Consider the following 13581-nt stretch of genomic DNA (forward strand, 5'->3'; position numbering starts at 1 on the left):
GTGCGGGCTCGAATCCCACCTAGAGCACAACTGGTGAATATCGGCATTCATTGCGTATGATGTTGATGACATTTGAGCTACCGCAACGCACTCTTTGAACCGGAACCGCATGGCCACCACGAGCGAAACACCTCCCAACCGCAAGTCTGAAGCCGGGTTGTTTGATCTGGCCATGGCCGACGTGACGACCATGGACTCCATGGACCCGAAGTGTCTGCAGAGTCCTGAGCAGGCCGGGGAGATCATCGGGGGGCGCTACATTCTGCGCTCTGTTCTTGGTGAAGGTGGAACGGGACAGGTGTGGCGTGCCGAGCAGACGGAACCGGTGAAGCGGGAGGTGGCGATCAAGATTGTCCGCCCTGGACTGCTGACGCAGCCGGTTGCGGCACGGTTTGAGCGGGAGCATCAGGTGCTGGCACGGATGGAGCATCCGAACATCGCCGCCATATTTGATGCGGGGGAACTGCCGGATGGCAGAACGTATTTTGTGATGGAGGTGGTGTCAGGCTCCGCCGTCACGCTGTGGTGCCAGAAGCGGAAGCTGCCGGTGCGCGAACGGCTGGAAATTTTTGTGCAGGCGTGCATGGCGGTGCAGCATGCGCATCAGCGCGGCATTCTGCACCGGGATCTGAAACCCTCAAATGTGATGGTGGTGGAAGTGGATGGCCGGCCGCTGGTGAAGGTGATCGATTTTGGGATCGCGAAGGCGCTGGAAGGGGATCTGGCAGGAAGAGCGGATGCGACCCTGTGCGGCATGGTGCTGGGAACTCCGCGCTACATGAGTCCGGAGCAGGCCAGGCTGAACAGCGAGGATGTGGACATCCGCACGGACGTGTATGCGCTGGGGGTGCTGCTGTATGAGCTGCTGACGGGAACAACGCCGATTCCCGCTGATGAAGGCAATGAACCGCCGCTGCCCGAACTTCTGGAGCAGGTGCGCCACAACGAAACCGAGATGCCCAGCCAGCGTGTGCTGCGGCTGCCGAAGCCGCTTTGTTCCAATGCCAGAGCACTCTCACGGGAGCTGCGCGGCGAACTGGACTGGATCACGCTGCGGGCGTTGCAGAAGAACCGCGAGCTGCGCTACCCGACGGTGCTGAATCTGGCGGAGGATGTGCAGCATTACCTGCGCAATGAGCCCGTGTCCGCCGGGCCGCCCGGCATTGCATATCAGCTTCAAAAGTGGCTGGTGAGAAACCGCGGTGCGGTGAGCACGGCGGCAGCGGTGGCGGTGTCACTGGCCGGAGGCATGGTGGCCACCTGGTGGGCGCTGGAGCGGGAGGAGGTGCAGCGGCAGGAGGTGCAGCGCCAGATGATGGAAGCGCGGAGCAAGGCCGACCTGGCGCTGCAGGTCAGCGCACAGCTTAAAGACCTGATCAACAACGCGCGCAAGCATGTGAGCGCAGGCATGAACACGCAGATGCTGCGCAAGCTCGCAGACGAATATGCTGCGGGCATGGCGCGGTTTGCCAACCAGCCCCGTGCTGAAGCGCAGCTCGCGGAGCAACTGGCCCATCTCTATGTGGCGCTGGAGGAATCCGCGCGCGCCCAGCCCTGGCTGCAGCGCCAGTGGGAACTGCTGAAACAGACTGAGGGTGAGAATTCAGAGGCCGCACTGCATGCCCTGTACACCCTGGGATGGAGGTATCTTGGAGAGGGGGAGCCGGAAAAGGCGGTGCAGGCCCTGCGTGAGGCGCTGGCCGGTTACCAGACGCTGCCGGCAAACCAAGGGCAGGTGCGCGATCAAATCCTGCGCGTGCGCAAGGAACTGGCACGGGCGCTCTCGCGCTGTGGCCAGCGGCAGGATGCGGCGGCGCTGATGGCCGAAGTGGTGGCTGCAAAGGATGACTCCGACCTTGCGGAGAAAGCCGTGTGGATGCGGGATCATGCGGAAATTTTGAAGTTCGCAGGCCGCGAGAGTGAGGCCGTGACAGTCCTGCAACGTGCCCTCGAGATCCTGCCTGCTGACGACAGCACTGTGGACAAGCGGGTTTATCTGTTGTCCATGATGGCCGACCTGACGGGCAAACCTGAGCATTACGAGCAGACGCTGGTGGCATCCACCGAACGAATTCGAGTTTGTGAAGAGCAAGCCGGCGGCGAGTACTCGCGACTGCTTAACGCCCTGATTTTACATGCCACGCTGGCCTGCAAGGTTTCCGGGTGCCCCGGCGGTGAGGAAGCTGCGCGGCGAGTGCTGGCCATGGCGCAGTCTGCAGGGCATGAATCGCGGCTGGCGGACGCCTGGATCGCGCTGAGCGAAACGCTGAGGATCAAGCGCCAGTTTCGTGAGTCTGCGGCGGTCTTGCGCGATGCGATTGCTGAAGTCAGCAAGACCAAAGCCGAGAACTGGCGTTTGCTGGAACTTCACAGGCGTCTGGGAGATCTGCTCACGGCCCGCAGTGATTTTGCCGCAGCGCTGGCCGAGTATGAAACGGCCGCCCATGGGTGGTTTGACAAACCTTCCTCGGGACGGGCACCAGAGAAGGAACGGCTCATTTTTGTGAGCTTCATCTGCTTTTGGAAACGGGCCGCCGAGGCGAATTCGCCCGTGGCTGATGAACACAAACTGGCAGAGTGGGAACGCAGGCTGCAGGAGTGGGAAGCTGCAAGGCCAACCGCCGCATCTGCGCGGCGGTGACGAAGTGCTGCCGCAGAGAGCGGCTCAGTCCCGATTGAAGAAGCGCCCGATGGATTTGCCGGCACGCTGAAACAAATTGGGCTCTTCCTTGGGGGTGGACTTTCTGCGATAGGACGAACCGGCCACCGATGACGAAGGCGACTTCCATTCAGGCTCATCGGGCTTGTCCATCAATGCCAGTGAAGCAAGGGTGGGGCCATCGAGCAGGCCATTGGGGAGGAGTCCGTTTTTGGCCTGGTAGAGAATGATGGCGTTGTGCGTGCCTTTGCCTTCCTTGCCATCCTGGGTGGAACTGTAGAGGGACTTCTCTTTCAGAATGCGCTGCACTTCATAGAGCAGGTGACGGCGACCAGGCTCAGAGTAGGTGGTCTGCGGCGGAGTGGGGAAAATGCGGTCGATGGACCAGAATCCTTCCGGGGGCTCGGAAACGGGGGGCTGGATCATCGCAGCGGGAGGCTGTGCAGCGGCGATCACGGGTGGAGTTGCGACCGGCATGCCTTGCGCCACTGGCTGCGCCGGAGAGGTGGGCAGTGCTGGACCCGGCACAGGAACGGAAGAGGGTGGTGCCACAGGAGTTGCTGGAGGTATGACTGGAGCGACGACCGCTGGCGCGGCTGGTGCAGCCGCCAGCATTGGCACAGCCGCAGCCGGGGCTTTTGGCGCGATCTCCGGCGTTGGAGCGGCAGGTGCTGTCGTCACTGCAGGAACGGCCTGGGGAGTGGTGGATTTAAAATAAAACGCGGCACCGGCTGCCAGCACCGCCACCGCAGCGGCGGCATAGACCGGGGTGCGGCTTTTGTGCTCGACCTTCGGCTGGATGAAGGGCTGGGTGGTGACGTTGGTATTGGATTTTAAGCCGAGCAGTTCGAGTAGCTTTCCAGCGCTGGGAGGGCGCAGATTTGGATCTTTGTGAAGGCAGGCGGCGATGACAGCCTCCCACTCTTTGGGGATGCGATCGCTGGCCTTGATCTCCAGCTCTTCACGCCTTTCACCCATGGAGGAGGGAATTTTGGAGGTGAGCTGGGAAGGGATGTCTCCGCGATAAAAGGGCGGCTTGCCGGAGAGCAGCTCATAGATGGTGGCCCCGAGAGAGTACACGTCATCGGTAGGGGAGGGGCGCTCTCCCATGGCCTGCTGCGGACTCATGTAGGGCAGGGTGCCGCTGACGCCGAGCTGAGAAATGGAGAGCCTCTGCATGGTGTCCGAGATGCTGCGGGCGATGCCGAAGTCGGCGATCTTGGCCGTGTCATCCATGCTCATGGCCATGATGTTCGAGGGCTTGAGGTCGCGGTGGACGACCTTGCGCTGAAAGTGGGCGTAATCGAGCGCCTCGCAGACGCCGGGGAGCCATTTGGCCACCTGCTCGGTGGTGAAGACTCCATGGTCGGTGGTGGCACGCAGTTCGGAAAGCGTTTTGCCATCCACAAATTCCATCGAGATGGCGGCCTCATCCTCATCGTCCACGAAATCGTAGATGCGCACGATGTTTGGATGAGAAAGCTCAAGGCCACGGCGGGTCTCGGTTTTGAGTTCTTTGACCGCGGTGGGATCGAGACCAATCAGGCTTGGGAGAAATTTCAAAGCCACCGGGCGCTCAAGCTTTAGGTCGTCTGCGAGCCAAACGACGCCCATGCCGCCACGACCGAGAACGCGGTTCAGGCGGTAGCGATTGAAATAGACAGCGCCTGATGCCGGAGTGCGGACCCTGATCGTTTGATCAAAATCTTCTGCCGCGCCTGCTGCCGGACTGCTTGAGGGGGGAGTGTCCATGAAACGAGTATTGAGCGAGGCTCTAATTTATGCCGGTGAACAGGAGTGTCATTTAACTTTTACTGTAGCGGGAGGTGGTTTGACCGCTTGGTGGGCGGTTTTGTTGGAGGATTTGTGCGAGCTACTCGGCGAGCCAGGCGAAAACGTTGTCATCCCAGGTGGCGGGATTGCCGTCTTTGCCGGCATGCCAGACGAGGACATCCTGGTGGATGCTCTTGTCAGGTGACGCAGGGTTGGGAACGTGGCCGTCACCGTTGAAATCAAAGGAGGCAAAGAAATGGCCGGCTTTGAGCTCGCTCAGTGTTGTGGCGGAAAGCTCCCAGGGTTTGAAGTAGTTGACCTGCGAAGGATTCAGGGTGGCATCAACGCCGCTGATGGCGGCCACCATGGCCTGATTGATGGGACAGGCGGTCTTTTCGTCGAACGCAATCCCTGCAGGCAAGGGATAGCCGTGGTGGTGCTGGTGGAAGCCTCGCAGTGCGCTGATGAGCTTGCGGCATTGGTCACGCATCACCGAAGTCTCTGAATAGTCAGAGCGTGAATGCTCGGGCGGCCTGGGTTCGCTGGTCGTGTTCTGCCTGCTGCGGCTCATTTTCAGTGGTGGTGTCCACCAGAGGTAGAGCAGGAAGAGGCAGCCTGCGCCGAAGAGGGTGGTCATGAATGCAAGCAGGGGACGCTTGCCTGAGGGGTGGGCGGGTTGGGGGGTGTTTTCCATGGACCGAAGTAGCCGACTGCCCCATGCCATGTGACAAGGAGCAGAAGAAATTTGAGCCCTTTGGAAAGGCCGTGCCATACCCCATGACGGCTCCCCTGTCACCGCATGCATGCGGTGGCTGCTGCCTGACAAGGTGCGCCCCAAGACCGGGAGCGGAATCAAAGATGGGAGCTGGTGAGAGAATTTCCTCCGGGCTTTGGCCCGGAAGGCTTGGCTGCCTGCCAGCTGCCGCTGGCACGGAGGCTGTTGCCGGCCGGTTTGGGTTCTTCCCCGCCGACTCCCTGGGCCGCTTTGTGACCGCCCAGCTGGGGAGCGCTGTTGGTGCGTTTGAGCATCTCAGCCACGCTGGGGGCTTTGGCCAGACCTTCTTTTTTTACTTCGACTTCCACCTCCACCTCCACGTCGGCGTCGAGCTCCTCCAGATCAGAGACTACCAACTCGTCGTCGGCAGCCTTGACGGTGAGATCTCCTTCCTTGCTCTTGGCGGCGATCCTGGCCTTGGCCGCCTTGGGCTGGTCGTTGCCCTGGGCCAGATTGTCCTGATTGGGGACTGCGGGCGCCATGTCTGAGGGCGGAGGATGATTGAACTGGCCGGGGGGAGGTGGAGCGGGGTGGTTCGGGACCATGCCTGCGAGGGCAGGATTTGGCTGGACCGCGACGGGCTGATTCTGCACGGCGTTGTTCTGCGCCGCGACAGGCTGATCCTTCGCGGCATGACTGGCCACCGCCTCACGAGCGTAGGCGCGTGCGTCCGTCTTGAGCTCGTTGCTCAAGGCATTTTCGGCGATGGTGTCCAGCTGCTTTTGCAACTGGCCGATGCGCTGCATGGCCTCGAATTTCTTTTCGGCATAAAATTCCTGGCGCTTGGCCGTTCCTCCGCTGGCGAGACTGCGGACGAGAGAGCCTAGCTTGTTCTTCTGCAGGCCTGCCTGCTCCTTTTCGTAATGGGCCACCTTGTCCTTCAGTTCCTTGAGCTCCCGGGTGATGGCCTGCGCCTGCTGTGCATCCGCGCCGAGATGAGAGATGAAGGCGGGATTGCTTGTCATGGCCTGCTTGGCGACCTCAAGCTGCTTGGCATAGATGGCCGCCTCGGCATTACGCGGGGCTTGGGGCGCGGTGTTCTGGTCACGCACGAGGAAGTTCCCCGGGACCTGCTGGGCGTTGAGTTCGTAGCGTTTGGTCTGGATCGCCACGGCACCGAGATAGGAGGTTTTCGGCACATCGGAGAGATTGGCGGCGTTGTCGACGTCCGTGTCCTCAATGTTGCCGCCCAATTTTGCCTGCACCTCGGCCTGCTGGGCAGCCATGGCCGCGTTGTAGGTGTCATCGTTGAACTCAGCCACCACCTTGATGGCTCCCCCTGGCTGCTTGAGTTCGTTTTGCATCTGCACCAGGCGGCCGCATGCGCTCTCGATGGCGGCATCGCTGAGCTTGCTGATCTTGTCCGGTGCGGGCATGTTTTTGAGCGTCTGGCGCAGCGTGTCCGGGTCCAGAGCCAGGATTTTTTGAGCGGTCTCCTGATGCATCTGCTGCGGCATCTTTCCCACGACTTTCGCGCGCATGCCCTTGGGCATGCCCTGGGTGGTTTCTTCGAGGCTGCGCTCAGGGAAGGCCAGGTCGTTGTCGATGCCGGTGACCTTGTTGTTCTGGTCCACAAACATGTTGCCGCAATGGCGGTCAATCTGGCCGGTGAGATAGTCCACGGCCTCCAAGTCGGCGAGGCCGCGTTGAAGTGCGGGATTTTTCAAATCCACCTTGAGGCTGTAATCCTTTTTCTCCCCGCCTTCGTTGAAGCGGTAGGTGCCGGTGATGCCTGCTCCGTCGCCTTGAATGCTCACGCCGACGACATCGCCCTCCCTGGTCACTCCGAACGTTTCTTCAGCCAGGATGTTCGTGCCGAGAAGTTGGTCCACCTGGCTGGAGGCCACGCTGCGTGCAAGCAGGCCCCGGTCTGCGGGAGTCGGAAGTCCAGGATCGAACAAATCGACGGCGGCTCCTTCCACTTTGCCGAGGGCTGCGGAGGCTGCAGCGGCTTCCTGGCTTCGCTGTTCCAGACCAGGCAGCGCAGCCTGCATGGCTGCGAGCACCTGCTGGGGATTCATGGCATCCACGCCATCGCGCTCTGCTGCAGGGAGACCGCCTTTGAGTGCTTTCACGGCAGCCGACATCTTGGTCTGCAGTTCCGCAGCGTTGTCATTTCCCCCTGCCGCCTGGGCGAGGGCGCTCGTCAGTTCACCGCTGGCTTGGTTGATGCCGGCGATGACTCCGGGCAACCGCAGGCTTTCAGCCGTGGATGTCACAAGTTTCTGCCCATCAAACTGGTACTTGGCGAACCCCACGGTCTCTCCGCCTTTCCCCAGCGCCCCTCCAGCGAGACCCGTGAGCATGAATGTTTCGTTGGCCTGTACTCCTGCGATGGCGTCGGGATTCGAAGCCATGTGAAAAGTGTCGAAGTTAAGAGGGGTGGGCGGCTTCGGAATGGGCATGGCGTAGGTGGGGGGGGATCAGCCTGAAATTAGCCGCCGCATTTCAAACTGTGACACACGGGCGAAAACGACGTCACAAATCACTGCTGACGGGCTAGCACCACGCAGCGCCTCTCCCAGCATGTTTTCCTTCCTCAAATTCCTCGTCGCCGTCGGCATCGCCACTTTTGGTATCTGGTATGTGTTTCAGTATGACAGCATCAATGAAGTGACTGGCGGAGTGGCCTTTCTGTGCGTGCTGGGGGCCATGGTGCTGCTGAAATGGCAGCCGGATTTCTCGAAGAAGGACTACATCGTGAAGTACAAAAACCTCAAGTGGCTGCCGGGGGAGTTCACGCGACATTGGTTGATAACCGGAGACACGGGGGTGGGCAAGACGACCTCGGGCTTCAATCCGCTGCTGCACCAGATCTCCGTTTCGCGCCCGAACTGGGGCGGCCTCATCCTCGGTGCGAAGGGGGACGAGCATTTCTTTGCGCTGGAGCACTTCACCGGTCATGGCCGGCCGGAGGCGGTGTGCGTGCTGATGGTGCGCCCGGACCGGCTGGACCGCAAATGGCAGCCGAAGGAGCGCTACAATCTCGTCTCAGACCTGCGGCTGCCTTACACCACGCATGCGAAAAACCTCGTCGATACGGGAGCCTCGCTGACGGAGGGGGAGCAGTCTTCCTTCTTTAAACCGGCGGCGCAGCAGGCGCTGACCTGCGCCTTTGAGCTGCTAGAAACTCTGGGCAAGCCGGTGAACGTGCTGCGGGCTTACGAGTTCCTCACGGACAAGTCGAACATGGAGGCGCTCTTCAACGAACTGCTGGATGCGGAGAGCACGCCGGAGCGCATCAAGCTGGCGAAGTATTTCGATCAGACCTTCCTCAACGCGCAGGCGGCGGAGCAGAAAGAAGGCCTCGTGGGCACACTGAAGGTCATGCTGGGCTTCTTCACGCATCCGGACATCGCGGAGATCTTCTGCTCCGACCTGCCGAACACGATCGACATCACCGATGTGGACAAAGGGCGCGTGTTCTGCACGGCCATGCCGCAGACCTTCCAGACCGAACGCCGCTACATCAACACCTACATCAAGCTGCTGTTCTACACGCATGCGATGATGCGTTTCGACAAGCCCAAAAAGGAGCGCAAGACGGAGAACCTGCTCATCGCGCTCATGGATGAGTTTCAGGCGCTGGCGACTGCGAGCGAGGACGGCATCTCCGATCACAACGTGATCGACCGTCTGCGTGCGGCTAACTGCTGCCTCATCCTGGGCATGCAGAGTGATGCCTCATTGTTCCCCGTGCTCGGCAAAGAAACTGCGCAGGTGCTCACTTTGAACTGCCGCTCGCGAATCGCGTTCCGTCAGCCGGACCCTGAAGGGGCGCAGGCAGTGGCGGAATTCATTGCGAAGGTGGAGACGAAGAAAGTTTCCAAGTCCTCCGGCTTCCTGGGCAAAGACAGCAGCAAGACCGTGAACAAAGAATGGGACTACGAAGTGCAGCCCGGCGAGCTCATGAAGATGCCGGACGCCACCGCCTGGATCATCCACCCGTCCAAAAAGAAAGTCCGCATGCGCATTCCCGCCATGGATGGCGCCGGGAAGATTCCTGACTGGTGGAAGTGATCCAGCCCGATAACCACTCGTCTCCAACAACTCTCTGACCGTAGTAAAAACAACCAACCATGCCGTCCCTCACTCCGCTTCTAGCCAACTTCAATGCCAACGAACTCTCGCTGCTCTCCAGTTTTGGAGACTCGCGATCTTACCAGCCGGGCGACGTCGTCATCCGTCAGGGGGATGAAAATGACCATCTTTATCTGGTGCTGAAAGGGAAGCTGGAAGTGCTGCAGGAAGTGGATGGCGCTGATCAGGTCGTGGCAGTGCTTGAGGCCGGTGATTCACTGGGCGAGGTCAGCATCTTCGACCCCGGTCCGGCCAGCGCGACGGTGCGTGCGGGATCCGAGGCTGAAGTCTGGCTCATCACACGTGACAGCCTGGAGCGCCTGCACACGGCCAATCCGAAGGTGGCCTACCGACTCCTGACCCGCATCACCACCTGTCTTTCCAAGCGCATGAGGGACATGAATGACAAGCTGGTGGATCTGGCCAACCGCTGAAGCTGAGGCTCTGCAACCTCACGGGAAACCCTCCCCCATGCGAAGAGTGTGGGGTTGAGGGGCCTACTTTTTCTTGTGCCGGATGAGCGGCAGAGCCATGCGGTCCAAAGGGCTGGTGGTCCAGCGGCCGCCGAACTGGGGGAGGAGCATGACTGCCATCCGTTCGGGTTTTGGCGTTGAGCTGAGTTTGAGCGGGCGTGCAGGCGGGGGATTGGGCTGGCCGGGGCTGGGTTTGGTGCTTACACCCCAAGTCTGCCCGCCGGGGTCGGAGGTGATGGAAGTGTTGGTCGGGAAGTTGTTCCAGGCGGCGTTGAACATCTGGATCACGCGACCCCGTGGATCGGCCCAGCCGATGCGTCCGTGCTCGGCTTCCAGCCGAAAGTGGAACTGAGGGAGGCCCGCTTCGTCTTCTGAAATGGCGCTGCAAAAGATGACACGGTATTCGCCGGGGGCCAGCACCAGAGCAGCGGCTCCGGGCATCATGTTGGCACCGAGACGGTCCTCATAAAGCTGACGGTCTTTGTAGTGGATGAGTTTCCAGCCCGTCAGATCCACAGGCTGAGAGCCCGGGTTGTGAACTTCGATCCAGTCCGGGGTGTCGCCAAGAGCGGTGCGCAGGGTGCCGCTGTTTTTCGGCTGGACTTCGGTGACGACCACGGGTGGTTCAGCGGCGGCAGGCATCCAGGCTTCGAAGTCCCAGGGGCTGCGATCCGACCATGAAAAGGGAGCGCCCGTTTCCGCCTGCATGCCGCCGGTCCAGACGTCGGAGTGGATGCCGTGCTCATCGAACAACTGGCTCAGCTCTGCCAGTTCTGATGCGGAGTGTACGCTGGCCAGTTCGACATCGGGCATGTTCTTCACCTTGGCCTGTGCCTGAAGCCATGTCATGCGGCCATTGAGGAGGGAGAAGGTGCTGTTCAGCGGGACCACAGCGACGCTTTGCAGCAGCGGCGCTCCCTCCGGGCGCATTTTTTGCAGCACCTGCTTGTTCACTTCGTCGAACAAATAGATGAACCCGGTGGTGACGATGACGGTGGTCATCATGGAAATGATCGGCCGCTTGACGATGGTGCGCTGGATGGCAGGCTGGGTGATGCGGTCGGAGGCCTGTTTGATGGCCTTCTTGAGCTCTGCAGCGTTTTGGTAGCGGTCAGCCGGACTTTCGCGCAGCGCTTTGGTGATGATTTTATCCAGTGCGGGAGGGCTGCCGGCTTTTTTGGAGGGGGGCTCAAAGACGCCGACCGGAAAGTGGCCGGTGATCATTTCATAGAGCGTGACACCTACGCTGAAGATATCCACACGGTGATCGACCGATGCGTTCGGCCGGCGCTGTTCTGGCGCGGCATAGACAGGGGTGCCCATGATGAGGGAACTGCGGGTCTGTGCCGTGGTGGTGGATTCCGCCTTCACCAGCTTGGCCAGGCCGAAGTCCGCCACGCGCACGCTGTTGCGTCCGTCGATGAGGATGTTTGTGGGCTTGATGTCGCGATGAATGACGCCATGGTCATGGGCGAACTGCAGTCCTTCACACACCTGGGCGATGATCTCCAGCACGCGGGGAAGGGGCAGCTGCTCCTGTTTCAGGATTTCAAAGAGCGAGGTGCCATGCACGTACTCCATCACGATGAACAGGTGCCCGAGGGCATTGCGGCCAAAATCATACACCGCGACGATGTTTGGATGCTGCAGCCGGGCCAGCAGGCGTGCCTCACGATGAAATCCGTCCACAAAGAGCGCATCCTTGCCGAGGTCTGGTGGCAGGATCTTCACCGCCACACGGCGCTCAAGAGAATTTTGCATGGCGGAGTAAACGGCACCCATGCCACCGCGATCAATGAAGCGGAAATCGGTGTAGCCGGGGAAGCAAGACTCGAGTTCTTCCGCGAGCGGCGGCTCCCAGTCAGTGGCCTGACCGCCAAGCACGCCTTCCATGAGGCCGACGGGATTGAGACCCTGCAATACGGAAGATCTTGCCTGAGTGCGGGAGTTGTCACCGGCATCCGGTCCGGGTGAAGTGGCACTCATCAGTCAGGGATTTCGCAGGAGAATATTTGCAGAGTTTGAGACCGCGCTCGGGCGTGCAAGAGAAGTTGAGGCAGTGACATGCCTGAGTTATCCGAACAGCCGTCTTCGTGTGACTGATTTTTTTCGACTTCCAGAGTTTCAAGAGCGTAAAAAAGTGCTCTCAGATAACAGTGCATGGCCAAGACTCCTCCAACCCATCATGGTGCTTTCCCCGTCACACGCTGGAGCATGGTGCTGGCCCTGCGCGAAGGAGGAGACGTAGGCAAAGGCAGGCTGGCGCTGGACGAATTGTGCAAGATCTACTGGCGTCCGATCTACTCGTATGCGCGCTTTCAAGGGCTGTCTCCGGCGGATGCAGAAGATCTGACACAGAGTTTCTTTAGCTTTGTATTAGAAAAAGCTTTATTTACCACGGCAGACGCGGCGCTGGGCAAGATGAGGAACTATCTGCTCACGGCTTTCAGCCGGCATATCAAGCACTGGCAGCGGCAGGCCTCGGCGCTGAAACGCGGCGGGGGCAAAGAGATCTTGTCCATTGAAGCTTCGCAGGCGGAGGATGAACTTTCCATTCAGCCACCGGACCATCGTACTCCTGAGATGATCTACCAGCGCATGTGTGCTTTGCGCATTATTGAGGCAACGGTGGAGCAACTGGCTCAGGAGCAGGAAGCGGCGGGCAAGAAGGATCAGTTTCAACTTCTGCGCCCCAGGCTGGATCCGACCCTGGCGGGGTCGGGGAACGATGCCGAGCTCGCTGCGCGGCTGGGCATGACCCATGACGCCGTGCGCCAGTCCATCTCACGTTTGAGAAAACGTTTTCGGGAAATTATGCGAGATCTGGTGGCTGGCACGCTGGCCGCACCGACCGATGAGATGGTGCAGGAGGAGCTGACGGCTCTGCGCAATGCGTTGGTGAGCCGGGAATAGGCCCCGGGAACATGGGTGGCGAATAAATCCTGTCACAGCAGACGGCGGTTTGGTTACTACACGGCCAGCAGACGGTGTTCACGCGCCGCGAGCTGAACTCCAAAACATCAAACTATTCATCACCCACAGAAATGAACTCCATTGCCATCACCACTCTTGGCACCAACATCCTGCGCTTCACGATGCCACTCGCCGCCTCCTCCAGCGACCTGACCAGCAAGTTCAGCGGCATCATCAACATCCTCAACCTCGTCGGCCTGGTGCTGGCCTTCGGCGGCCTGCTTTTCTCGGCGGTCATGTTCATGATGGGCAACACTGAGCGCGTGCTTTACGGGCTGGTGGGCGCCGGCATCGGTGGTCTCGCCTTCATCATCACCAAGGTCATGTTCTCCACCGCGGGCGGTTCCAGCGACGTGGATTCCATCGACATGGGCAACTAGTTCCCTGGCAATGGAGCTCTCTCCCTGATGTGCCCGGCATGGGCACATCAGGGCTGGGAGGCCGTTGTCACTTTTCGGCGATCCGACCATGGAACAGCAAGGCGTCAAACTGCACGAAACCAACGAAGGCCGCGATTCCCAGCAGGGCATCGCCGGTTTCGAGGGGGCCAACGCGCTGTGGTTTATTCTCGCCTTCGGCATGGCGCTGATGATCTTTCAAAAGATGGCCAATGCGCCGGACGCGAGCATACCCATGGCCATGTTGATGGCATCAGTGCCGCTGGTGCTGGTCTCTCTCTACTGCTTCGGATTGAAGCAGGGGAAGCCACCCTCCTACGACGTGGAACTGTTTGAATGGCTCATTATCAAGGCCGCCAAAGCACCCTACTTCGCCCCCAACAAGGTGGAGCCCATCGCCCTGCCATGGGTCGATGATCCCACCAAAGACCCACCTATTTAATCCTCCCC

The 13581-nt window shown here is 60.3% G+C and carries 10 protein-coding genes; 6 read left to right on the forward strand and 4 right to left on the reverse strand.

Going from position 1 to position 13581, the window contains the following annotated elements; translation table 11 throughout:
• The first annotated feature begins 109 nt into the window (after nucleotides 1-109).
• On the forward strand, nucleotides 110-2641 hold the full coding sequence (locus AC24GY_RS02510) for a serine/threonine-protein kinase (RefSeq protein ID WP_487680014.1): 2532 nt from the start codon (nucleotides 110-112) through the stop codon (nucleotides 2639-2641).
• Nucleotides 2642-2665: 24 nt separating this feature from the next.
• Here the strand turns inward: AC24GY_RS02510 and AC24GY_RS02515 are convergent, their stop codons facing one another.
• The 3 genes from AC24GY_RS02515 to AC24GY_RS02525 form a co-directional block, all read right to left on the reverse strand.
• The gene (locus AC24GY_RS02515) at nucleotides 2666-4411 is read right to left on the reverse strand and encodes a serine/threonine-protein kinase (RefSeq protein WP_422323554.1); all 1746 of its coding nucleotides are present in this window, start codon (nucleotides 4409-4411) and stop codon (nucleotides 2666-2668) included.
• 121 nt (nucleotides 4412-4532) lie between these two features.
• Nucleotides 4533-5126, reverse strand: coding sequence for a hypothetical protein (locus AC24GY_RS02520; RefSeq protein WP_487680016.1), 594 nt, complete (start codon nucleotides 5124-5126; stop codon nucleotides 4533-4535).
• 158 nt (nucleotides 5127-5284) lie between these two features.
• Nucleotides 5285-7612, reverse strand: coding sequence for a hypothetical protein (locus AC24GY_RS02525; RefSeq protein ID WP_487680018.1), 2328 nt, complete (start codon nucleotides 7610-7612; stop codon nucleotides 5285-5287).
• Nucleotides 7613-7733: 121 nt separating this feature from the next.
• Between AC24GY_RS02525 and AC24GY_RS02530 the strand changes: the two genes are divergently transcribed.
• A complete protein-coding gene (locus AC24GY_RS02530) occupies nucleotides 7734-9227 on the forward strand; it encodes a type IV secretory system conjugative DNA transfer family protein (RefSeq protein ID WP_487680020.1) in 1494 nt (497 codons plus the stop codon).
• A 59-nt stretch (nucleotides 9228-9286) separates the two neighbouring features.
• The gene (locus AC24GY_RS02535) at nucleotides 9287-9721 is read left to right on the forward strand and encodes a cyclic nucleotide-binding domain-containing protein (RefSeq protein ID WP_422323562.1); all 435 of its coding nucleotides are present in this window, start codon (nucleotides 9287-9289) and stop codon (nucleotides 9719-9721) included.
• 63 nt (nucleotides 9722-9784) lie between these two features.
• On the opposite strand, the gene AC24GY_RS02540 is transcribed toward AC24GY_RS02535, so the two are convergent.
• Nucleotides 9785-11746: a protein kinase domain-containing protein gene (locus AC24GY_RS02540; protein ID WP_422323564.1), complete on the reverse strand. Its 1962-nt coding sequence runs from the start codon at nucleotides 11744-11746 to the stop codon at nucleotides 9785-9787.
• A gap of 228 nt (nucleotides 11747-11974) precedes the next feature.
• On the opposite strand from AC24GY_RS02540, the gene AC24GY_RS02545 reads away from it, so the two are divergent.
• The 3 genes from AC24GY_RS02545 (at nucleotide 11975) to AC24GY_RS02555 (ending at nucleotide 13573) form a co-directional block, all read left to right on the forward strand.
• A complete protein-coding gene (locus AC24GY_RS02545; RefSeq protein WP_487680023.1) occupies nucleotides 11975-12673 on the forward strand; it encodes an RNA polymerase sigma factor in 699 nt (232 codons plus the stop codon).
• Between the two features lie 131 nt (nucleotides 12674-12804).
• A complete protein-coding gene (locus AC24GY_RS02550; RefSeq protein WP_397381395.1) occupies nucleotides 12805-13113 on the forward strand; it encodes a hypothetical protein in 309 nt (102 codons plus the stop codon).
• Between the two features lie 88 nt (nucleotides 13114-13201).
• On the forward strand, nucleotides 13202-13573 hold the full coding sequence (locus AC24GY_RS02555; protein WP_487680025.1) for a hypothetical protein: 372 nt from the start codon (nucleotides 13202-13204) through the stop codon (nucleotides 13571-13573).
• The last annotated feature ends 8 nt before the right edge of the window (nucleotides 13574-13581 follow it).

Source organism: Prosthecobacter sp. Pr1 (assembly GCF_057652315.1).

Bases quoted from the DNA above. Each gene is read 5' to 3' on its own strand.
- AC24GY_RS02510 (WP_487680014.1), top strand. From the start codon at position 110: ATGGCCACCACGAGCGAAACACCTCCCAACCGCAAGTCTGAAGCCGGG.
- AC24GY_RS02515 (WP_422323554.1), bottom strand. From the start codon at position 4,411: ATGGACACTCCCCCCTCAAGCAGTCCGGCAGCAGGCGCGGCAGAAGAT.
- AC24GY_RS02520 (WP_487680016.1), bottom strand. From the start codon at position 5,126: ATGGAAAACACCCCCCAACCCGCCCACCCCTCAGGCAAGCGTCCCCTG.
- AC24GY_RS02525 (WP_487680018.1), bottom strand. From the start codon at position 7,612: ATGCCCATTCCGAAGCCGCCCACCCCTCTTAACTTCGACACTTTTCAC.
- AC24GY_RS02530 (WP_487680020.1), top strand. From the start codon at position 7,734: ATGTTTTCCTTCCTCAAATTCCTCGTCGCCGTCGGCATCGCCACTTTT.
- AC24GY_RS02535 (WP_422323562.1), top strand. From the start codon at position 9,287: ATGCCGTCCCTCACTCCGCTTCTAGCCAACTTCAATGCCAACGAACTC.
- AC24GY_RS02540 (WP_422323564.1), bottom strand. From the start codon at position 11,746: ATGAGTGCCACTTCACCCGGACCGGATGCCGGTGACAACTCCCGCACT.
- AC24GY_RS02545 (WP_487680023.1), top strand. From the start codon at position 11,975: ATGGTGCTGGCCCTGCGCGAAGGAGGAGACGTAGGCAAAGGCAGGCTG.
- AC24GY_RS02550 (WP_397381395.1), top strand. From the start codon at position 12,805: ATGAACTCCATTGCCATCACCACTCTTGGCACCAACATCCTGCGCTTC.
- AC24GY_RS02555 (WP_487680025.1), top strand. From the start codon at position 13,202: ATGGAACAGCAAGGCGTCAAACTGCACGAAACCAACGAAGGCCGCGAT.